At 41.1% G+C, this 20,919-nt stretch carries 20 protein-coding genes and 1 pseudogene; 16 read left to right on the forward strand and 5 right to left on the reverse strand.

Annotated features, from left to right (window positions below; all coding sequences use genetic code 11):
- Positions 1 to 248: tetratricopeptide repeat protein (locus tag PUQ00_RS16695; protein ID WP_300418696.1), on the forward strand; the 248-nt coding region annotated here is incomplete at its 5' end.
- Positions 249 to 614: 366 nt separating this feature from the next.
- Here PUQ00_RS16695 and PUQ00_RS16700 read toward each other — a convergent pair.
- Positions 615 to 809, reverse strand: a complete 195-nt coding sequence (locus tag PUQ00_RS16700) for a hypothetical protein (RefSeq protein WP_300418698.1) — start codon at positions 807 to 809, stop codon at positions 615 to 617.
- 13 nt (positions 810 to 822) lie between these two features.
- Positions 823 to 1,095, reverse strand: coding sequence for a type II toxin-antitoxin system HicB family antitoxin (locus PUQ00_RS16705; protein ID WP_300418700.1), 273 nt, complete (start codon positions 1,093 to 1,095; stop codon positions 823 to 825).
- Positions 1,096 to 1,354: 259 nt separating this feature from the next.
- Here PUQ00_RS16705 and PUQ00_RS16710 point away from each other — a divergent pair, with 259 nt between their 5' ends.
- The 8 genes and pseudogenes from PUQ00_RS16710 to PUQ00_RS16745 all read left to right on the forward strand — a co-directional run bounded on the left by PUQ00_RS16710 (position 1,355) and on the right by PUQ00_RS16745 (position 9,194).
- A complete protein-coding gene (locus PUQ00_RS16710; RefSeq protein WP_300418702.1) occupies positions 1,355 to 1,573 on the forward strand; it encodes a type II toxin-antitoxin system HicB family antitoxin in 219 nt (72 codons plus the stop codon).
- A gap of 2 nt (positions 1,574 to 1,575) precedes the next feature.
- On the forward strand, positions 1,576 to 1,728 hold the full coding sequence (locus PUQ00_RS16715; protein WP_300418704.1) for a type II toxin-antitoxin system HicA family toxin: 153 nt from the start codon (positions 1,576 to 1,578) through the stop codon (positions 1,726 to 1,728).
- Positions 1,729 to 1,846: 118 nt separating this feature from the next.
- Positions 1,847 to 2,431 carry a Uma2 family endonuclease gene (locus PUQ00_RS16720; protein WP_300418706.1) on the forward strand — a complete coding sequence of 195 codons (585 nt, stop codon included), beginning with the start codon at positions 1,847 to 1,849 and terminating at the stop codon, positions 2,429 to 2,431.
- Positions 2,432 to 2,623: 192 nt separating this feature from the next.
- The gene (locus PUQ00_RS16725; RefSeq protein WP_300418708.1) at positions 2,624 to 4,474 is read left to right on the forward strand and encodes an aspartate kinase; all 1,851 of its coding nucleotides are present in this window, start codon (positions 2,624 to 2,626) and stop codon (positions 4,472 to 4,474) included.
- Between the two features lie 461 nt (positions 4,475 to 4,935).
- On the forward strand, positions 4,936 to 6,996 hold the full coding sequence (locus PUQ00_RS16730) for a serine/threonine-protein kinase (RefSeq protein ID WP_300418710.1): 2,061 nt from the start codon (positions 4,936 to 4,938) through the stop codon (positions 6,994 to 6,996).
- Positions 6,997 to 7,156: 160 nt separating this feature from the next.
- Positions 7,157 to 8,791, forward strand: a complete 1,635-nt coding sequence (locus PUQ00_RS16735; protein WP_300418712.1) for an alpha-D-glucose phosphate-specific phosphoglucomutase — start codon at positions 7,157 to 7,159, stop codon at positions 8,789 to 8,791.
- A gap of 121 nt (positions 8,792 to 8,912) precedes the next feature.
- Positions 8,913 to 9,020, forward strand: a pseudogene (locus tag PUQ00_RS16740) (ATP-binding cassette domain-containing protein); the annotation flags it as partial.
- Positions 9,021 to 9,035: 15 nt separating this feature from the next.
- Positions 9,036 to 9,194: an NAD(P)H-dependent oxidoreductase gene (locus PUQ00_RS16745; RefSeq protein WP_300418756.1), complete on the forward strand. Its 159-nt coding sequence runs from the start codon at positions 9,036 to 9,038 to the stop codon at positions 9,192 to 9,194.
- A 252-nt stretch (positions 9,195 to 9,446) separates the two neighbouring features.
- Here PUQ00_RS16745 and dnaB read toward each other — a convergent pair whose 3' ends face one another.
- Positions 9,447 to 10,808, reverse strand: coding sequence for a replicative DNA helicase (gene dnaB, locus PUQ00_RS16750; RefSeq protein WP_300418713.1), 1,362 nt, complete (start codon positions 10,806 to 10,808; stop codon positions 9,447 to 9,449).
- Between the two features lie 166 nt (positions 10,809 to 10,974).
- Positions 10,975 to 11,433, reverse strand: coding sequence for a 50S ribosomal protein L9 (gene rplI, locus PUQ00_RS16755; RefSeq protein ID WP_300418758.1), 459 nt, complete (start codon positions 11,431 to 11,433; stop codon positions 10,975 to 10,977).
- Positions 11,434 to 11,603: 170 nt separating this feature from the next.
- On the opposite strand from rplI, the gene PUQ00_RS16760 reads away from it, so the two are divergent.
- Positions 11,604 to 11,771 carry a histidine kinase gene (locus PUQ00_RS16760; protein ID WP_300418714.1) on the forward strand — a complete coding sequence of 56 codons (168 nt, stop codon included), beginning with the start codon at positions 11,604 to 11,606 and terminating at the stop codon, positions 11,769 to 11,771.
- Here the strand turns inward: PUQ00_RS16760 and gloB are convergent.
- Positions 11,768 to 12,541 carry a hydroxyacylglutathione hydrolase gene (gloB, locus tag PUQ00_RS16765; RefSeq protein WP_300418715.1) on the reverse strand — a complete coding sequence of 258 codons (774 nt, stop codon included), beginning with the start codon at positions 12,539 to 12,541 and terminating at the stop codon, positions 11,768 to 11,770. The two genes, PUQ00_RS16760 and gloB, sit on opposite strands and share 4 nt — an antisense overlap.
- Positions 12,542 to 12,922: 381 nt before the next feature.
- On the opposite strand from gloB, the gene PUQ00_RS16770 reads away from it, so the two are divergent.
- The 6 genes from PUQ00_RS16770 (at position 12,923) to PUQ00_RS16795 (ending at position 20,918) form a co-directional block, all read left to right on the forward strand.
- Positions 12,923 to 13,930, forward strand: a complete 1,008-nt coding sequence (locus PUQ00_RS16770; protein WP_300418717.1) for a hypothetical protein — start codon at positions 12,923 to 12,925, stop codon at positions 13,928 to 13,930.
- A gap of 75 nt (positions 13,931 to 14,005) precedes the next feature.
- The gene (locus PUQ00_RS16775; protein WP_300418719.1) at positions 14,006 to 15,049 is read left to right on the forward strand and encodes a glycosyltransferase family 2 protein; all 1,044 of its coding nucleotides are present in this window, start codon (positions 14,006 to 14,008) and stop codon (positions 15,047 to 15,049) included.
- Between the two features lie 12 nt (positions 15,050 to 15,061).
- Entirely contained in the window at positions 15,062 to 16,219 is a 1,158-nt protein-coding gene (locus PUQ00_RS16780) for a glycosyltransferase family 4 protein (protein WP_300418721.1), read from the forward strand.
- A 170-nt stretch (positions 16,220 to 16,389) separates the two neighbouring features.
- Complete coding sequence (locus PUQ00_RS16785; RefSeq protein WP_300418724.1) at positions 16,390 to 18,630, forward strand: ATP-binding cassette domain-containing protein; 2,241 nt, start codon at positions 16,390 to 16,392, stop codon at positions 18,628 to 18,630.
- A 65-nt stretch (positions 18,631 to 18,695) separates the two neighbouring features.
- Positions 18,696 to 19,913 carry a glycosyltransferase gene (locus tag PUQ00_RS16790; RefSeq protein ID WP_300418727.1) on the forward strand — a complete coding sequence of 406 codons (1,218 nt, stop codon included), beginning with the start codon at positions 18,696 to 18,698 and terminating at the stop codon, positions 19,911 to 19,913.
- 45 nt (positions 19,914 to 19,958) lie between these two features.
- A complete protein-coding gene (locus PUQ00_RS16795; protein WP_300418728.1) occupies positions 19,959 to 20,918 on the forward strand; it encodes a glycosyltransferase family 10 in 960 nt (319 codons plus the stop codon).
- The last annotated feature ends 1 nt before the right edge of the window (position 20,919 follow it).

Here is a 20,919-nt window from a genome sequence, read left to right on the forward strand (position 1 = left end):
CCCTTTACATCCAAGCTTTAGCACTCAGCCGCAAGCTGCTGGGAGAAGAACATCCCTCTGTCGCCACTAGCCTCAACAACCTCGCATTACTCTACAACTCCCAAGGCAGATACAGCGAAGCCGAACCCCTTTACATCCAAGCTTTAGATATTTGTGAGCAACGGTTAGGCGCAAATCATCCTAATACTGTTACTGTGCGTGAAAATTTAGCATATTTGCGCGATCGCTTTCCCCCAAATCAAGAATAGACTACATGGAGCTACGAATTTATAGGTTTTGTGCAAAGAATACCATGATAAAACTTGAAGGAGCGATTACTTAAACTCGGTCTTTCGTGTTCTGAACTCGGCCTTTCATGTTCTGAACTCGGTGCTTTGTGTTCCGAACGAGAATGTTCCTGTTCCAAACGAGAATGTTCCTGTTCCAAACGAGAATGTTTGTGTTCTAAACGAGAATGTTTCTGTTCCAAACAAGAACGTTTTAGTTCCGAGCTAGTAGTTTCGTGTTCTGAAGTTGAATCATGGTATTGTAAAAGCGTAAGCGTAGCTCGTCCTAGACATCGCTACCCTAAAACTCATTACACTACATTAAAAGCGATCGCTTCTCGGCAAATCTTAAAAGCTATTCCATTCATCTAGCGTAATTTCCCGCTCTATAATCACCTCAACTTCCCCAATCATCATCCGCAATTGCGGTACAGAATACTCATCATTAGAGGGAATAGTTAGACGATGTTGGCTGTAAACCATAAACTGATGTCTTGTTCCAGAAAAAGGGCCATCAAAGCCAAGCCATCGTAATTTATTCACAAAATCCCGACGCTTACAGGGTATCCATCGGCTCAAGGGTCGGCTGCTTGTTGAGATCAATATTATCAATTACTGGTAGAGAATGTCCCAGCTTTAACCCAAGCAAAATCCAGTCTTCCAGTGTTGAGCGTAATTCATCCTCACACTCGCGCAAAGTCGATGCAAAAGCTATCACTCCTTTGCAAACAGGAATTCTACCTGTAAATGTACCATCTTCTAATTTGTCATAAATTGCCTGGGCGATCGCTCGGTCAACATAGTCGCTCAGAATAAATCTTATCGCCATGAAATCTCGCGTTGTGCTACCAGTTTAATCTTACATTAAAAAATTGATGACTCTGATGGTTTAGCTCAGTTGAATGATGGTGTTGTCAAGGCGTAGACTCTAGAAAATAAGTGTAAATCTACAGGCGATGTCTACGACGGGCTACGCCTACGACGGGCTACGCCTACGCTGTTATAAAGTTGTGAATGATAAGAGCAATTGTCCCCACAACAAAAAATTAGCTACGATAAATCATATAATCATATTCACAAACAGAGAAATGTTAATTACATACACTGCAAAATATACAAAAACTAATAGCGGATATATGGGACAACTCATTGAATGGCAAGAAGTCATCACAGAAGGAGAAACCATAGAAGAATGTAGAGCTATGTTGCAAGACGCAACAAAAGAAATGATTCTTGCCTATCGTCAACAAAATAAAGAAATCCCTACAGGTGGTTCTTTGCTGGAAGAAATTCCTATAGAGGTTTGAGTGTGTCCGTCAAACGAAAAGAGCTAATTAAATACTTAGAACAAAATGGCTTTTATTTATTAAGGGAAGGAGGAAATCATTCTATTTATACTAATGATTTAAAAACTCTTCCTGTAAAACGGCATCGTAGCATTGATCGTATTACTGCTAATTAAATTTGCAAACAAGCAGGTTTATCACCTAATTTTTAACTGCTCTGTTAGTTCCTAATGAAGCACTAACAGCAAACGCTACCCTAAAAATCAGTATTACTCAAACCTTGAAGTTTCAACTATGATAGCCTCGCCCCAACAAAACTACGTCACCGTTGAAGAATACCTCCAAATGGAGGAACAGAGAGATATCAAGCATGAATATATAGACGGCTACATCTACGCAATGGCTGGAGCACTTGACCCACACGTTACCATTGCTGGAAACCTGTTTGCTCTCCTCCGTAATCATGTGCGCGGCTCTGGTTGCCGTGTTTACATCGCTGACATGAAAGCCCGAATTGAATCTCTGAATCGCTTTTATTATCCCGATGTGATGGTTACTTGCGACCAACGAGATCAAGAAACGCCAGCTTATAAAAGATTTCCCTGTTTAATTGTCGAAGTTTTATCTAATTCTACTGAAGCCTTTGACCGAGGCGATAAATTTGCCGATTATCAAATACTGGAAAGTCTGCAAGAGTATGTTTTAATTAATACAAAACGTCAGCGAGTCGAGTGTTTTCGACGCAATGAGCAAGGGCTGTGGGTTTTACAAACTTACACAGCAGAACATAAATCTTTTCGACTCAACAGCGTGGATTTTGAGGAAACAATGGCAGCACTTTACGAAGATGTAGTTTTTGAATTAGAACTTACGCAGTGAAAACCTGAAACCTCGATCCCCCCTAACCCCCCTTAAAAAGGGGGGATCTATTCTGCGTAAGTCCTATGAATAATCAATTATGATTGGTATGCTACACGATATTTAGTAAACTATATAACTGATAAGCCTTCAAAGCTTCCTGGCCCGGCGGGGGCATTGAGCAAAACAGGCACAATTGATTAAAAAAAAGTTATGGCGCTCATAGTTCAGAAATACGGTGGTACATCTGTCGGTTCAGTCGAACGTATTCAAGCTGTTGCACAACGTGTTTATAAAACAGTTAAAGCTGGAAACTCTCTGGTCGTAGTGGTTTCGGCAATGGGCAAAACCACCGATGGACTCGTCAAACTAGCTAACGAAATTTCTCCAAATCCTAACCGCCGGGAAATGGATATGCTGCTTTCCACTGGCGAACAAGTAACCATCGCCTTACTTACTATGGCATTGCAGGAACTCGGACAACCAGCAATCTCGATGACTGGCGCTCAGGTAGGAATTGTTACCGAAGCCGAACACAGCCGCGCTCGGATTTTGCATATTGAAACTACTCGCCTAACTCGTCACATCAATGAAGGAAAAGTAGTTGTAGTAGCTGGCTTCCAAGGTACATCTAGCACTGGAGAGATGGAAATTACGACTTTGGGTCGTGGTGGTTCCGACACATCAGCAGTGGCGATCGCAGCCGCATTACGTGCAAATTTTTGCGAAATTTATACAGACGTTCCAGGGATTTTAACTACAGATCCCCGCTTAGTTGCCGAAGCCCAGTTGATGGATGCCATCACCTGCGATGAAATGTTGGAACTAGCTAGCTTGGGAGCAAAAGTGCTACATCCCCGTGCTGTGGAAATTGCTCGTAACTATGGTGTTCCTCTCGTGGTTAGGTCTAGCTGGACAGATGACCCCGGTACTTGGGTAACATCAGCCAAACCCCAAGGGCGATCGCTGATCAATCTAGAAATTGCCCGTCCAGTGGATGATGTAGAATTTGATACTGATCAAGCCAAGGTAGCTTTGTTGCGCGTACCCGACAAACCAGGCGTGGCAGCCAGGTTATTTGGCGAAATTTCGCGGCAAAAACTAGACGTAGATTTGATTATTCAGTCAATCCATGAAGGTAACAGTAATGACATTGCCTTTACTGTCACCACACCAATATTAAAACGGGCAGAAGCAGTAACAGCAGCGATCGCTCCAGCACTCAGGAGTCAATCTAACCCCAAATTTGACGAAGCGGAGGTAATGATAGAACATAACATTGCTAAAGTCAGCATCGCCGGCGCGGGAATGATTGGCCGTCCCGGTGTAGCTGCAAAAATGTTCGCCACCTTAGCAGCAGCAGGCGTAAACATCCAGATGATTTCCACCAGCGAAGTGAAAGTAAGTTGTGTAGTCGATGCAGCCGAATGCGATCGGGCCGTCAGCGCACTCCGTACCGCCTTTGAAATCGAAGCAAAGAGCAAGGGAGAACTCCTAACTCCTAACTCTTGTACAGACGCGATTAATCGCGTTTCTACTCCTCACTCCTCCCCCACTCCCCCCGTTCGCGGCGTCGCCCTCGATTTGAACCAAGCGCGTCTTGCTATTCGCCAATTGCCAGATCGGCCGGGGATGGCGGCTAAGTTGTTTGGACTATTAGCGCAACATAGTATCAGCGTTGACATGATTATCCAATCTCAGCGCTGTCGGGTGATTGATGGTGTTCCCAGGCGAGATATTGCCTTTACAGTCTCGCGGATAGACGGGGAAAGTGCCAAAAAAATGCTTACCCAAGTAGCAGCAGAATTTGGATGGAGTGAAGTTGTTTTAGATAGTGCGATCGCTAAAGTAAGTATTGTCGGTGCTGGTATGCTAGGACAACCAGGTGTTGCGGCTAAAATGTTTGAAGCACTAGCCCAACAACAAATTAATATTCAAATGATTGCCACCTCAGAAATAAAAATTAGTTGTGTCGTGGCACAAGAGCAAGGTGTTAAAGCTTTGCAAGCTATTCATGCAGCCTTTGAACTGGCTGGTAGCGAGAAATTTGTCGTGCCAGTGTAAAACCTGACCGAATTTTAGATTTTAAATTTCGGAAAATAGAATTGTTGGCGGAGCCTCTCGTAGAGAAGATTCAAAATCCCAAATTTAAACTTAACGGAACTTAAACGTTTTTGAGGGAGAAACAAGCCTCAAACCCATACAGGGCAAGGTAAATACACCAAATGCTCAAAAAGACCTGAAAGCCAGATATAGCAATCCTATTTGATTTGTGAAAATCGCAAGACTTAGATCCACGACTTCTCTAAAAATTCGAGGATCTCGCTGTTCACGAATGATTTAGGTTTGCTATATATCAACAAACTAAGCAAAACAATGTTAAAGTCTCTCTGTATATTGATATCAGGCTTTTTTTGCGTGTTTTTTGTCTAAGTCCAATTAATAAATAAATATTTACATTTTAACACCACCAGTAATAACACGTAAGCTATAATCAAACAATTTATCAGACTATATTTATATAGATGAATAGTCATTTCCTAGATGGACATTATCGAATACTAAAAGTTCTCAATGATGGTGAAAAGGGGAAAACGTATCTAGTTGAAGATATTAATTTTCCTGGCAGCCAATTTATAGTAAAGCAGTTATGTCATCCTAGTAGCAATCCTCAAAGTTTAACAATCCTACGCCGCTTATTTGCTAGTAAGGCAGCAATTTTAGAAAAACTAGGAGAGGAACACGACAAAATTCCAAAGCTAATTGCTTGTTTTGAAGAAAATGAACAATTCTATATAGTCCATGAATTCATAGTTGGGAATCCTTTAACTGAGAAAATGATCCAGGGACAACCTCTGAGGGAAGAGCAAGTAATTAGTCTTTTATCAGAGATATTAGAAATTTTGGTGCTTGTACATAGCTATGGCGTGATTCATCGGAATATTAAACCAGCAAATATTATTCGCCGGGAGTCAGATGAAAAGTTAGTTTTGGTTAATTTTGGTATTTTTAATGAAGCCATCACTAATCTCGTTGACAATCTGGAATATATGCCTATAGAACAAGCTAACGGCAACCTGAAATACAACAGTGATATATATGCTTTAGGTATTGTTGCGATCGCTGCACTTAGAGGTTTACCAGCAAAGGAAATATCTAATTTGCGAAGTCAGAAAAATCAGCTGACAGGTGAAATTCTTTGGCGTCATAAAAATCTAAAAGTTAATAGTAAATTAGCAAAAATTCTGAATAAAATGGTGCGTTGTGACTATCGTAAACGCTACCGGTATGCAACTGAAGTTTTAGACGATCTGAAAAAGTTAACAAATATTGAGCAGGATCAGCAAAAACAGCATCAGAAAAAATTATTACTAGTTATAACGGGGGTAGCTGGCTGTATCATACTTGGTGTTGGAGCGTGGTTTTTGCAATTGCCAAAACCCGTAAGTGATGCTCAACAAAAATTATATCAAGAAGGAGTAAATAAATATGATGCGGGAAACTATGAAGGAGCAGTTGAAGATTTCAATCAGGTTATTAAATTAGATCCGCAAAACGCTTTGGCTTATAATAAGCGAGGTGATGCTTATTATCGATTAGGAGACTACGAGCAAGCACAAGCAGACTCTAGCCAAGCCATTTTGCTCAATCCTCAAGATGCTAACGCCTATTTTGATCGAGGATTTGCTTTTTCGGAATTAGGGAAGTACAAAGAAGCGATCGCTGACTATACCCAAGCGATTAAGTTAAATTCTAAGAATGCTTATGCTTACTATGGACGGGGTTTAGCCCTTGCTCAACTGAAGGATAATAAAGCAGCAATAGAAGATTTTAACAAAGCGATCGCTCTCAAACCTCAGTATCCTGAACCTTACTTGCAGCGAGGGATTCTCCGCCGTCGCCTCAAACTTAGACAAGCAGCAATCCAAGATTTTGATACAGTAATTAAGATTAATCCTAGTGATACCAAAGCTTATTATCAAAGAGGTTTAACTCAATTTATTAATAAACAAAAATATGCAGCCCTTAAAGATTACACAGACGCAATTAACATCAATCCAAAATACATAGAAGCCTATCTTAATCGTGGTGATGTTTACAGTGATCTGGGAGAGAAGCTCGAAGCTACTGAAGATTACAACACTATTTTACAGATTGATCCTAAATTTATTGCAGCTTATATTCACAGAGGTATTCACCGCTTTTCTTTCGGAGATTATAAAGGCGCTATTGAAGATTACACCGCAGCGCTGAGACTAGATTCTAATAATGTAGCAGCTTACAACAACCGTGGTAACGCCTATCTCGAACTGGGAAATAAAAAAGCTGCAAATCAAGATTATTCACAAGCGATCGCAATTAATGCTAACAATGCTTTAGCCTACTATAACCGAGGTGTGATTCGCACCAAACAGAAAAATAAACAGGGTGCGATCGCGGATTTCAAAAAAGCTGCAAAACTATTTCAACAGCAAGGAGAACAAGATAGTTATCAAGATGCACAGAGGGAAATTGCAATTCTGCAAAATAATTCAGCACCAGCGCCGACTACTAGACTTAAATCTGGGAAAAGAGAAAAAAACTGAGCTATGACTCAATATAGTAATACCATTTTAGAACTATCCCTTTTATACCATTAGCCCAATAGAGGTACAGAAGATACACAAAAGTTTAATGCCTGACAATTTTTTTTGTAACGAACTTATGCAAAGCTGTAAGAGAAAAATTCCTTGTTAAACATTATCTATGAATATCCGTAAAGTCTCTACTACTCCTTTCTCTGACCAAAAGCCCGGTACTTCTGGGTTGCGGAAAGCAGTTAAAGATTTTCAGCAGCCCCACTACCTGGAAAATTTTATCCAATCCATTTTCGATTCTGTAGGGGACTTGCACTTTCAAACCCTAGTCCTGGGTGGTGATGGTCGTTATTACAACCGCCCAGCCATTCAAATCATTTTGAAAATGGCTGCGGCCAATGGCATTGGGCGGATTAAAGTTGGTCAACGGGGGATTTTGTCTACTCCTGCGACTTCCGCGATTATTCGTAAGTACCAGGCTATTGGGGCTATCATCTTGTCTGCTAGTCATAATCCGGGCGGGCCAAATGGGGACTTTGGTGTGAAATATAACATTAGTAACGGTGGCCCAGCGCCGGAAAAGGTGACAGAGGCGATCTACGATCGCAGTAAAGTGATTGATATCTACCAAATTCTGGAAGCACCAGATGTAGATTTAGAAACCTTGGGTGAGTCACATTTGGGAGAGACAGTAGTTGAGGTGATTGACTCCGTACAGGATTATCAAGAGTTAATGGAGTCCCTGTTTGATTTTGAACGTATTCACCAACTGTTGACAAGAGGAAATTTTCGGATCAGCATTGATGCCTTACACGCGGTGGCTGGCCCCTATGCCCATGCCATTTTCGAGCAACGTTTAGGCGCACCAGTGGGAACCGTGCGTAATGGTACACCTCTAGAAGACTTTGGCGGCGGACACCCTGATCCAAATCTGGTTTATGCCCATGAGTTGGTAGATATTTCGTACGGAGAGAATGCGCCAGACTTTGGGGCAGCTTTTGATGGAGATGGCGATCGCAATATGATCTTAGGGCGTAAGTTCTTTGTCACCCCTAGCGATAGCCTCGCTATTTTAGCCGCAAACGCCAAGCTAGTTCCTGGTTATAGTTCGGGTTTGGCAGGGGTAGCGCGATCAATGCCTACTAGTCAAGCAGTAGATCGAGTTGCCGCTCAGATTGGAATTGATTCCTATGAAACGCCCACTGGTTGGAAATTCTTCGGCAATCTCTTAGACGCGGGTAAAGCGACTCTCTGTGGTGAAGAAAGCTTTGGTACCGGCTCTAACCATATCCGCGAAAAAGATGGGCTATGGGCTGTTCTGTTCTGGCTGAATATTCTGGCAATCCGGCAGCAATCTGTTGAGCAAATTGTACGGGAACACTGGCAGACCTATGGACGCAATTATTACTCCCGCCATGACTATGAAGGGATAGAGATAGAGCCAGCCAACACCTTAATAGAAAGACTGCGTTCCTTATTGCCAACCCTCAAAGGCAAGCAGTTTGCTAACTACCAAGTTGAATACAGTGATGACTTTAGTTATACCGACCCTGTTGATGGTAGCATTAGCGATCAACAAGGTGTTCGCATTGGCTTTAGCGATGGCTCCCGGATTGTGGTGCGACTTTCTGGGACGGGCACCCAAGGTGCAACCCTAAGAGTTTATCTAGAAAGCTACGAGGCAGATCCCGCCAAACATGACCTTGAACCACAGCAAGCACTTGCTTCTTTAATCACTCTTACTGAAGAGATAGCTCAGATCCGTAAATTCACTGGACGAGAACAGCCAACTGTAATCACCTAGTGCTGAGTTAGGAGTTAGGCGTTATTTCTCTCTGGTCTCCCTCATCTTCTCAATCCCCAGTCCCCGTTGGCGCTTTAGCGCTAAAGCGCCAACTACAAACAAAATTACGTAGTCATTCTTCAGGCATAAACTGCAACAAAGTGGCTTAAGCTTACCCGGTGGTCAACAAAAACCGTTGGGTATTGCGCGAGCGATCGCTCGACAACCGGAAGTTATGCTTATAGATGAACTCGATATTAGAGATATGGCGATCGCTACAAATGATGCAGGGGAATCCCTAAAAGATCCTCAGTTTTCTACAACCATTGAACGAGCAGATGGATTAATTATTGTTACACCACAGTATAACCACGGTTATCCGGGTTTGCTCAAGCACGTACTTGATACCTGCCTTAAAGAATAGATTCATAAAGCGTACCTTACTGTTCGCAAAAGTAGATGAGACTGTCCTGTATGATACTCGCTCTTTTCCTCTCAATACAAAAGGATTGCGATCGCCTAGCGTGTCCGTTCGCGCAGCATCACAAAGGAAAGGACTCTCGCTTACCGCCGACCATTCTCAATACAGGATCTTCGCAGTATTGCACGCTCTTATGTTGAGCTATTTCGTAAAAAGCTAGACTACCTGTATTTTTGGCGAAGGTATTGAATCTGGCTAAATTTTTAAATTTTGAAACTTTGTAAACTGTGGATTGAACAAAAGTTTTGCAGTACCTGTAGGCCCGTTGCGGTGTTTAGCTATGATCACTTCTGCAATCCCGCGATCGGGTGTATCGGGAGAATAATATTCATCGCGGTATAACATTATTACTAAATCCGCGTCTTGTTCAATACTTCCACTTTCGCGCAAATCTGATAACATCGGACGCTTATTAGTGCGTGCTTCCACCCCTCGACTCAACTGAGATAAAGCAATAACTGGTACAGATAATTCACGCGCTAAACCTTTGAGTTGACGTGTAATTTTTGATAATTCTTGTACGCGATTATCGCCTCCTCCTTCCATCAATTGCAAATAATCTATTACGATCAAACCCAGTTCAGTGCCCTGTTCTGCTTGTAGTCGCCGCGCCTGACTACGAATTTGTGTAACTGTAATATTCGCCGTGTCGTCAATATAAATTGGCATCTCGGAAAGGATACCAATAGCACGGCTTAAAGGTTCCCACTGTGTTTGGCTGAGGCGTCCAGTCCGCAGATAACTACTTTCAATTTGGGCTTCGCTAGCTAATAATCGTTGCGTGAGTTGCTCTTTTGACATTTCCAAGCTAAAAATAGCAACTGGTAATTTATAAGAAGCGGCGATATTATGAGCAAGGTTCAAGCAAAAGGCCGTTTTTCCCATTGATGGCCTGCCAGCGACAATAATCAAATCAGAACGCTGAAAGCCGCTGGTCATGGCATCTAAATCGTAAAATCCGCAGGGAATCCCAGGTAAGGCGATGCCTTGATTTCGATCCTCAATATCCTGGAAATTATTAATTAGAGTATCAGAAATGTGAACTAAACCTGATTGGGGACGCTCTTGAGTAACTGAGAATACTTTCTGTTCTGCCTGATCTAAAACAATTGGTAATTCGGTTTCTGTCTCGTAACCAAGATGTACAATTTCATTGCCAGCTTTAATTAAGCGCCGCCGCAGGTATTTGTCCATGACTAACCCTGCTAAGGCGTCGATGTTCACGGCTGACACTGTGCGGTCTACCAGAGTTGCTAATTTATTTCTGCCACCAATACGGGCTAGCATTTCATGGTCAGTCAGCCAACTTGTGACTGAGAGCAAGTCAGTGGCTTTACCTTGGGCGTGGAGCCTCACAGCTGCTTGATAAATATCTTTGTGAGCGCTAATGTAAAAAGCTTCGGGAAGGAGGCGATCGCTAACTCGACTAATCGCTTCTGGATCTAGTAAAATACCCCCTAAAATCGCTTCTTCCGCCTCAATATTTTGTGGGGGGAGGCGTAGTTTACCGCCGTAGGCATCGCTGCCATCGCCTTTAAAACTCAGTTCTTCAGCCATAAACGATTTTAGTTTTGAGATGAAAGCTAGTTGGGAGTTAGGAGTTAGGAGTTAAGAGTTAGGAGTTAGGAGTTAAGAGTTATGAGTTATTATTCACCTTTACTTCTCTTGCTCCCTTATCCCCCTTATCTCCCTCATCCCCCTCATCTCCGCGTCCCCTTCTGAGTTAACTCGCGACGACTTGAATATCGACTTGCGCCGCTACTTCCGAATACAGCTTGATTTCGGCTTGATAAGTCCCAAGGTGGTTAATATCAGGGATGGTAATCCCACGCCGATCGACTTCTTGACCGGTGGCTGCCTTAATTGCATCTGCAACATCTTGAGTGGTAATAGTACCGAAAATTGCTTCGTTTTCACCAACTGGCTTGGCAATTGTCAAGCTGCCAACTTTTTCTAAAGATTCTTTTTGCTCAAGAGCTTGTTGTCTGAGTTCTAATTGCCGTTGACGCTCTTGCTCGCGACGGCGTTCTACTTGCTTGAGAATACCAGGAGTGGCATTGGTTGCCAATTTCTGGGGAATCAGATAATTACGAGCGTAGCCAGGAGCTACTTCCACTAAGTCACCAGATTTTCCCAGCTTGCTGATATCTTGATTTAAAACTAACTGCACACGTTTCGCCATCGTTTTTCGTTTTTCCTGTAAAATCTGATTAATTTGGGTTTGGGCAGCATAGCTCACAATGTCACTGCTGTATTCCAAGCTTCTTTGCCTATACCCTAAAGCTTACAGATCGTAGCGAAAGGAAGGGTGCGATCGCAACTATTAGCGCTAGAAAATTGAAGGAATGGGGGATGGGGGAGTGGGGAGTGGGGAGTGGGGAGTGGGGAGTGGAGGAGATGAGGGAGATAGACTTTTCTCCAATGCCCCATGCCCAATGCCCAATGCCCCATGCCCCATGCCCAATGCCCCATGCCCCATGCCCAATGCTCCATGCCCAATGCCCAATGCCCAATGCCTAAAAGTTATTTCTCATTTCTCGTATACGCGCAAAGGTTTGCACTGCATCGGTACTCTTAACAGTTAATTGTAATGATGGCTGATCCCAACGTAAAAAGGGATTGGTGCGCTTCTCCACTCCCAGCAGTGAGGGTATGGTAGCTTCTCCTTGACTACGGTAAGCCTTCACTTCATTGAAGCGCCTTTGTAAGTCGGCATTGTTGCCATCCACAGTTAGGGCAAATTGCAGATTTTTTAAGGTGTATTCGTGGGCGCACCAGACGCGTGTATCATCGGGTAGAGAGCGCAGTTTGCTTAAAGAATCTACCATCTGGGTCGGTGTTCCTTCAAACAAGCGACCGCAACCACCAGAAAATAAGGTATCGCCGCAAAATAAATCGCCTGTCTCACCAGCTTCTTCAGGGGGAAAGTAGTAAACGATGTGAGCGCGGGTATGTCCGGGAACGAAGAGAACTTCAGCTTTGCGGTCTGCAAACTGGACGCGATCGCCTTCTTGCAAAAACACTTGCTGTCCGGGAATTCTACCACGATCCTCGGTTCCCCCGTAAACTATCACTTGGGGGAATTCTCCTATTAACTGCTTATTACCACCCACATGATCTTGATGGTGGTGCGTGTTAAAAATTGCTACCAACTCAGCTTTTAGTTCTGCCAGTTGCTTTAATACTGGTTGAGCCTCCGCTGGATCGACAACAGCGGCAATACGTTGCTGTGCATCGTACAGCAAAAATATATAGTTGTCTGAGAGTGCCTCAAGACGGATTACCTGCATTTCCTTTGCCTCTCTTATGAGTAGATATTTAGTATCAAAAAATATCATTTATATGTGAAATTTCGGTAGACGAACTAGCCAATATGGCGTTAGCTTTATCTAGGCTTTTATTGAAACTTCATATCTATGGTTAACTAAAAATATACCCTTTACCATAATTGATGACAAATTAAAGGCTGATTCCTCGTTGATCTGAAAAACTTCAAAAATAAGAGATAGCCTATATTAAAACCATTTCCTAGTCTATAAAACCTTATTTATCGAATAATAACACTGACAAAGTTTTGTCAATAAAAATCAAGTAAGATTTTTAGCGCCGAATATCCCATATCTGATCAAAATTTCATCTAGGACTATTTATATTAACGTCACAAACCTTCTATGTACAAAGAATTTCGGCAACAGGTAATTTCAGCAATTCGGGATGCCGTGAACGACATCCGATATCCCAAACGCATCCTTGTTGTGCGACAGGCAGATCACCAGTCTACATACAATGACTACTTTCTTTATTGGATCAGTCAAAATATACCTGAGGCAGCACATCTGTTTGAACTTCATTATCTCCCTTGTGAGATAAATAACTGGGAACGCTATGCACTATTTATACCTTGGCTACAAGATCCCCTCAAAGAAAGATTTCCGCATATTTATCAATATGCCCAGCCAATAGAAGCAGAATGTAAAAAACGCAACATTCCCATTGTTAATCCCATTGATAACCTCTCAAATTCAATTAAATCACTGGCAGCACAGCGGATTGGTAGCGTAGAGGGCATTCGCACCGCCAAAACAGTGCCGATTACTGATTTAGAAGCTTTCAAAAAGACACAAGGAGGATTGTCAACTCCCTTCTTTATCCGTGAAGACTGGGTGCATGGCTGCCAAATCTTTTTCGTCCAAAATCTCGATGACTTGGAAAACATCCCTTTTGAAAAGATGCTTGCCCCCATTGCAGTAGAATTTCTGGATGTTAGGGAAGAAGATGGTCTGTATCGTAAGTATCGCTACTACGCTATGGGAGATGAAGGTATCCCTGGCCCTTTAATGGTTTCCAAATCTTGGGAAGTACGCGACAACGATAATCGCGTAATTAATGAATCAATAATAGCAGAGGAGATTGCTTATTTCAGTGGAGAAGACCCCAATCATCATCTTTTGCAGCAGGCACGCAAAGCATTAGGTTTTGATTTTATGGCTTTTGATTACAGCTATGACGAACACAAAAACCTCATTGTCTGGGAACCAAATCCTTTCCCAGTAATCTGGGGTTCACATGACGCTGAACCTGAGAAAAAGTATACATTGCCATCAATAGATCGCACCTATACAGCACTCCTCAAGTATTACTTGCAGCGTGCTAACATCTCAATCAAAATACCAACTTAGTTTATTTCGCAATACTTATTTTTCTCCGGCGTGAATTTTGAACTATACCTTTTCAACAAGAAGAGTGCTTAATCAATGACTCCACTTGTTTCAATCGTTGTTACCTGTTTTAATCAAGCTAGCTACCTAGAACGCTCAGTTAAAAGCGTACTATCACAAACATTTACTAACCTTGAATGTATTATGGTAGATGATGGCTCTACTGATAATACACAAGAAGTTGCTCAACAATTGATCAGTCTAGATTCAAGAGTCAGCTACTTCTATAAAGAAAATGGCGGAGTATCCTCAAGTCGGAATTTTGGCTTTAAACAAGCACAAGGTAAGTGGATTCAGTTTCTAGATGGAGATGATTGGATTCACGAAGATAAAATTAAATTTCAATTAGCTCATTTAAGTGCCTTGGATGTTCAAGAAAATACTGTTTTTTATACAGATTATGAACGGGTATTTATAGACAGAGAACAGCAAATTGTCAACAGAGAAAAAAATCTAGTTGGTTCTTTATCAAAAGAACAATTGATTGAGCGATTACTCATCCCTGATTTTCTAGCTGATTCTCCATTTCCCTTACTTCAACAATGTTTATTAATGAGTAGAGATGTGCAAGAAAAAAAAATATTTGATGAGCGCCTAAAAGCTTTACAAGATAGAGATTTTACAATAGACCTTTTAATTGCTAATGTTAATTTTGTCTACACACCTATGATCGGAGCATATTATACAAAACATCAGTCTAATAGAACTAATAACTGGTCTTATATGAAAGCTTATTACATTTTGTTATACGAGACAGTGTGCAGCAAGCATTATGATTTAATCCCTTTATGCCAAGTAGGCATAGATTTTTTACTTAAAGAAGCAATTAGAGAAAAAGAGCAAGATAATTTTGCTCGGCTAATTAAAATGTTTTCTCCTCCTTTGTACTTATTAAATAAAAAAATCAAGATTAATCATAGCTATTTACTCAAGCTAATTTATCAAACTCGGCTAATTATTCCTAGTTTTGTATTATATGAAAAATACCGAGGGCCGCGATCGCGAAAAATCATCTCGATTTTTTCCCATTTGATCAACTTGTTCAAAAAACCTAAAAGCACTTATGCCAATAGTGACTAAAGCAACTAATATATGAAAGGAAAAGTTTCGTTAGTTGTGAGTGACTTGTCTGGAGGAGGCTCAGTTCGAGCGTTTTTACTAGCTCAAGTTCTAAAAAAAATCGATTATGAAGTTGAGATTGTCGGATTTTTATTTGGTCAGGAATTATATGCGATTCCTCCAGTAGGAATACCAGTAGTTGCTATTGATGGTAAAAACTATCCTGAGTTTTTTACTTCAGCTAAAAAACTTTGGCAAAAACTAGATGGCGACATTATTTATGCAGTCAAACCTAAACCGACAAGTTTTGGTGTGTGTCTACTGCATAAATTAGCTAGTCGTCGTCCTTTGCTTTTAGATATGGATGACTGGGAACTTAGCTGGCATGGAGGTTTTGAATGGAAGTATCGCGCCAATCTTAAGCAATTTGGCAGGGACATTTTAAAAAAAAATGGTGCATTGAGATTTCCCGATCATCCACTTTATCTCCAGTGGATGGAAAGTTTAGTATCTCGTGCCAATGGGATTACCATCGATACTCAGTTTCTTCAAGACCGCTTTGGAGGTGTTTATTTACCTAATGGCAAAGATACCGCCATGTTTGACCCGGAGAAATACAACCCAGAGGTCAGCAGAGAGCGTTATGGTTTGGCAAAGTATCGAGTTCTCATGTTTCCTGGTGCGCCAAGACCTCACAAGGGAGTTGAAGATGTCTTAATAGCGTTAGATCAGTTGAATCAGCAAGATTTAAAATTGGTAATTGTGGGAGGCAGTCCTTATGATGATTATGATCAGCAGCTGATTCAAAAATGGGGACGCTGGATTATCAAGTTGCCAAAATGTCCTGTAGAGATTATGCCTGAAGTTGTAGCAGCTGCTCACATTGTAGTTGTTCCCCAGCGAGATAACGTAATTGCTCGTGCCCAATTTCCTCTGAAGTTAACAGATGGGATGGCAATGGCTAAACCTGTGTTATCCACACGAGTAGGAGACATTCCCGAAATTTTAGCGGAAACTGGTTATTTAGTTGATCCTAGTTGTCCCCAACAAATTGCTGCACAAATTCAACTGATATTTGCTGATGTAGAACAAGCAAGGGAGCGAGGTAGAAAGGCTAGAGAAAGATGTTTAGAAAAGTACAGCTTAGAAGCTATGGCATCTACCTTATCTGAGTTAATTTCTCGTTTGTGAGCATAGTGCATGATTATAAATCTCTGATTAATCTAGATTTAACTCAATTGAAAATCTCGTAACAGGCATAGTATATCTATATGTAAGAATAGCTCTGGATTGATTGAAGTTGTATGTATAACATTTTCTCTTGCCGCGATCCAATTCTAAATTTATAATCTAAATTCCCAATGTCTAACAGCAAACTACTAGTAAAATTTGCTAAACCTTATCCAGCTAGGATATTTTTTACAATTCTCTTCGGATTTTCTAGCGCTTTATTTAACGGTGTGGGAACGACACTGATTGTGCCAGTAATTCTTCAAATAGTGGGTCAACCTGTAAATTTAACAGGTGCTCCGTCAATTATTAAAGCTATTGTCTCTCCCTTTGAGAAAGTTCCCGAAAGTTATCGGCTAGCGGTAATGGCTGGCTCAATTATATTTACAATTGTTTTAAAAAATTTAACTGGCTATGTTGGTACTTTGGTGTCGAGTTCTTTAACGCGGACGTTGACATCAGATATGCGAGAAGCCGGGTTGAAGTTATTACTAGATATTGACATAGATTATTACACCAAAATGAAAGTTGGTGATCTAATCAACAGCCTGGGGGGAGAAATTAGTCGTACCGCTACTGCTATAGGCAATATTATTAGGTTAATCATATTGGGAATTACGATTTTAGTTTTTGTGGCTTTGTTGCTGTCAATTTCCTGGCAGTTGACCATTGCTACTACAATGTTGCTAACTTTGGTGACGTTCGTAAATCAGTATGCAATTTACCGCTCAAGAGATTTTGGTGTCCAACTTTCGGAGATGTCTAAAGCTTATTCCATTTCTGTGTTAGAAATGCTAAATGGAATTCGCCTAGTAAAGGCAACTGGAAATGAAGATAGAGAATATAAACGGATTGAAAAGCTAATTCGTGACCGAGAAAAAGCAGATTTTCAGTCCCAGTTGAATTCTGAGGCTATTACACCAGTTAGCGAGGTGACGGGCATTATAGCCTTAATAGTGATTGTCTTTTTGGGTCGCACCTTATTTGCGGATCAGATTAGTTCAGTCTCAGCCGTTTTGATTACATATCTATTGTTGCTATTGCGACTGCTACCGTTTATTTCTCAGTTGAATACTCTTCGGAGTAACTTTGCTAATACTGCTTCTAGCGTGGATATTATCGCTGATTTTTTACGACAAGATAATAAGCCGTTCATGAGTAGCGGCATGATTCCTTATCAGAAATTAAAAGAGGGAGTGCATTTTAATAATCTCTGTTTTTGCTACCCTAATCATCAAAATATAGTACTTCAAGACGTAGATTTATATTTACCACGCGGTACTACTCTGGCTTTGGTGGGTAGTTCTGGTGCTGGTAAATCAACAATGGCAGACCTCTTACCGAGATTTTATGACCCCACATCTGGCTCTATTACCCTAGACGGAATAGATTTGCGAGATTTCGATTTGAAATCGGTGCGGAAGGCGATGGGAATTGTCAGTCAAGATACATTTCTCTTTAATGATTCGGTGCGAAACAATATTGCTTATGGACGACCAGAGGCTAGTGATGATGAAATTCTCACTGCTGCAAAGCGAGCAAACGCCTATGAGTTTATTAGCAAATTACCCCAGGGATTTGATACGCAGATTGGCGATCGCGGCGTAATGTTATCTGGTGGACAAAGGCAAAGATTAGCGATCGCCCGCGCCCTGCTGCAAAATCCTGAAATTCTGATTTTAGATGAAGCCACCAGCGCTTTAGATACCGTTTCCGAACGCTTAGTACAAGCTGCACTTGATAACCTAAGTCGCGATCGCACCACCCTAGTAATCGCTCACCGCCTTTCCACAGTCCAAAAAGCCGATCAAATCGCCGTCTTAGACCAAGGAAGTGTAGTAGAAATCGGCACCCACGAAGAACTTTTACAAAAAGGTAGTTACTATTCACGCCTCTACTCAATGCAATTTACTGAGCAGCCGGAAATTTTCACCAAAACTAATCCCAGCTTTAATCGAATTTCTCATGAACTGCGGACAAGGCTTAACTCAATGATTGGTTTCCTCGGACTATTAGTTGATGATCTGGTAGACAATTCCCAAGAGCAGCAGGAATTAATTGACGAATCATACAATTCAGCCTTAAGAGTTCTCAACGCTATTGATGTTTTCGACGATGTGGTTAGTCTGAAAATTAACTGGCAGATATCGTCAGATATAGACAAAAATCAAAATGGAAAGAACGAGTATCAAAACTTTAGTCATATCTCCGATGAGTTTCGCACACGTCTCTATCCCCTCCTTAGCTCTCTGCGCTTGCTAGCCGATAAATTAGAATCCGAACCCCAAAAACAAAATCAATTAATTACAGAATCTTATGACTCTGCTATTTACCTACTAGATATATTAAAACTTTTTGAGGATAGAGTTTAATTTTAGTTAATGCAATTAACAAAAGTATTTTTACCACAATCTGAAAAAACCTATCATCCAAAACAATGATAAATTCTTCAAAAAAAAATCAATATATTTTTTACACCGGAGAGCCATCACTACAACCGGACACAGCACACGAAATTCATGATGTACTTTGTGCCAACGCAGCAGCTAACTTAGGCTACTCCTCAGTTTTAATCTATCCAGATAAAAAAAAATATTCTGTTAATCTACTATCGTTAATTTATCCTTATCAACCCAAAAGACCCGGCAGAGAATTTATAGAATTTTACGATGTTCAAGAAAAGCTCAAAATTGCTCCATTGCCAATGCCTTGGCCTATTGATAAAATAGGTGGTAAATTTACTAACTCCAGTACAGTAGTAACCAAATATTATTTACCGGTTCATATCCTGCCTAATACGAAAGTTGTCCACACGCGGGATTGGAACTTTGTCAAAGCCGCAGTCAAAAATAAAATTCCTACCATCTATGAACGTCACTACTTTCAAGACCAAAAATTTGAGCCGGAAATTGTCCACAGTCCCTATTTTAAAATAGCCATAACTCAGTCGGAACCCATCCGCCAAAGCTTAATAGAATATGGAATGCCACCGGAAAAAGTCGTTTGGTTACATAACGGATTCAATCAATCATTTTCAGTCAGACAGCCTCAAGAAGCCGAAGCATGGCGTCAAGAATTGCTCATAAATGGACGTAAGCATTTAGTTGTCTATTCAGGCGCTTTATATCATTTCAAAGGTGTTGATCTGTTAATTGATTCTGCTAAAGAATTGCCAGAAATTCAGTTTGTGATCACAGGAGGTACAGAAGCACAAGTACAAGCATATCAACAACTAGCTAGAGATAAAAATGTAGAAAACGTTAAATTATTAGGCTGGATACTTCCACGGGAACGATTAGTCAGCTTGTTTCAAGCAGCTGATATTTTAGTTCATCCTCACTGCGCTGGAAAATCAGCAGATTTCACGAATCCCGTTAAGTTTTTTCAGTATATGGCTGCTGGCACTCCTATAGTTGCAACTGAGATTCCACCTTTAATGGAATTCAAGACATCACCTTTAATTGCCAGTTGGTGTACACCAGATAACTCGGATAAACTTGCCCAATCTATTCAGCATACTTTAGAAACCTATCCCAGAAAAATAGAGGGTTATGCAGCTAGTATAGATTTTGCCCAGCAATTTTCTTGGGAGAATAGAATTACCAAAATATTAAGTTACGTAGAAGAAGATCAGCGTCCACCAATTCTAGGGTAACAGTACAAAAATTAACTGAAAACTAACTACGAATAAATACGATTTATGACTATCAAAACTGTTGGGATGATTAGCAGTTATTCAGGTCTTGCTAAAACCAGAGACTGGTTATGGCAACAAACCCCGCACTCCTTTGGTATTTGGGACAACATTCAAATGTTGAAAATAGCGGAAAAGCCAGACTTTCTGTTGCTATATCAGTTTGATTTTCCCCAACCATCCCCACAAGCATCTTGGTTAGATATTGTTCGTAAACGACAACAAAAACCAGAAATAAATATAGAATCTCTATTATGTGGTGTGCCGAAAGAGCGGATTATTTATTTTCTCCGCGAACCGCCCCTAGATGAGATTGTAGAAATAAGTAAGCGGAATTATCAGGAAGCTCAAAAGTATTGTGGTCATGTTTCCGGCCCCGATGACTTTGCGCCCAATCCCGATTATATGCCTGCTATTTGGTATCATGCCAAATCATTTGAGGATTTAAATGAAATGCCAATCCCGGAAAAAATTGCTCCATGCAGTTGGATTACTTCGGGAATTAACCGGACAGCTAATCATCGCCAGCGCTTAGACTTTTTGAAATCATTGCAAGCTAGCGGCACTAAGTTCGATTTGTATGGGCGGGACTTACCTGCATGGTCGCCAACAAAAGGTGAACTTGGTCACAAATGGCATGGAATGGCACCATATTACTACAATCTGGCAATTGAAAACTATGCAGAAAATAGTTGGTATGTAAGTGAAAAATTGTGGGATTCTTTGCTGGCTTGGTGTCTGCCAATTTATTATGGTGGGCCAGCTGCTGATAAATTATTGCCACCGGGTAGTTTTTTAAGATTACCCAGTTTAGATGAAAAAGGCATTGCCTACATCCAAGAAGTGACAGCTACACCTGATGCTTGGTATGCTGCTAAAGATGCGATCGCAGAAGCACGTCAAATCATTTTACGCAAATTAAACCTGCTTAACTGGTTGTCAAACTTTGTTGCTGAACACTCATAAA

Source organism: Nostoc sp. S13 (assembly GCF_029379315.1).
Classification (GTDB): Bacteria; Cyanobacteriota; Cyanobacteriia; order Cyanobacteriales; family Nostocaceae; genus Nostoc.

What these genes read in the sequence shown, in the direction of transcription:
- PUQ00_RS16725 (WP_300418708.1), top strand. Translation starts at nt 2,624, where the DNA reads ATGGCGCTCATAGTTCAGAAATACGGTGGTACATCTGTCGGTTCAGTC.
- PUQ00_RS16785 (WP_300418724.1), top strand. Translation starts at nt 16,390, where the DNA reads ATGTCTAACAGCAAACTACTAGTAAAATTTGCTAAACCTTATCCAGCT.
- PUQ00_RS16770 (WP_300418717.1), top strand. Translation starts at nt 12,923, where the DNA reads ATGTACAAAGAATTTCGGCAACAGGTAATTTCAGCAATTCGGGATGCC.
- PUQ00_RS16735 (WP_300418712.1), top strand. Translation starts at nt 7,157, where the DNA reads ATGAATATCCGTAAAGTCTCTACTACTCCTTTCTCTGACCAAAAGCCC.
- PUQ00_RS16710 (WP_300418702.1), top strand. Translation starts at nt 1,355, where the DNA reads ATGTTAATTACATACACTGCAAAATATACAAAAACTAATAGCGGATAT.
- PUQ00_RS16745 (WP_300418756.1), top strand. Translation starts at nt 9,036, where the DNA reads ATGGCGATCGCTACAAATGATGCAGGGGAATCCCTAAAAGATCCTCAG.
- gloB (WP_300418715.1), bottom strand. Translation starts at nt 12,541, where the DNA reads ATGCAGGTAATCCGTCTTGAGGCACTCTCAGACAACTATATATTTTTG.
- rplI (WP_300418758.1), bottom strand. Translation starts at nt 11,433, where the DNA reads ATGGCGAAACGTGTGCAGTTAGTTTTAAATCAAGATATCAGCAAGCTG.
- PUQ00_RS16795 (WP_300418728.1), top strand. Translation starts at nt 19,959, where the DNA reads ATGACTATCAAAACTGTTGGGATGATTAGCAGTTATTCAGGTCTTGCT.
- PUQ00_RS16760 (WP_300418714.1), top strand. Translation starts at nt 11,604, where the DNA reads ATGGGGGAGTGGGGAGTGGGGAGTGGGGAGTGGGGAGTGGAGGAGATG.
- PUQ00_RS16730 (WP_300418710.1), top strand. Translation starts at nt 4,936, where the DNA reads ATGAATAGTCATTTCCTAGATGGACATTATCGAATACTAAAAGTTCTC.
- PUQ00_RS16720 (WP_300418706.1), top strand. Translation starts at nt 1,847, where the DNA reads ATGATAGCCTCGCCCCAACAAAACTACGTCACCGTTGAAGAATACCTC.
- PUQ00_RS16780 (WP_300418721.1), top strand. Translation starts at nt 15,062, where the DNA reads ATGAAAGGAAAAGTTTCGTTAGTTGTGAGTGACTTGTCTGGAGGAGGC.
- PUQ00_RS16790 (WP_300418727.1), top strand. Translation starts at nt 18,696, where the DNA reads ATGATAAATTCTTCAAAAAAAAATCAATATATTTTTTACACCGGAGAG.
- PUQ00_RS16705 (WP_300418700.1), bottom strand. Translation starts at nt 1,095, where the DNA reads ATGGCGATAAGATTTATTCTGAGCGACTATGTTGACCGAGCGATCGCC.
- PUQ00_RS16775 (WP_300418719.1), top strand. Translation starts at nt 14,006, where the DNA reads ATGACTCCACTTGTTTCAATCGTTGTTACCTGTTTTAATCAAGCTAGC.
- dnaB (WP_300418713.1), bottom strand. Translation starts at nt 10,808, where the DNA reads ATGGCTGAAGAACTGAGTTTTAAAGGCGATGGCAGCGATGCCTACGGC.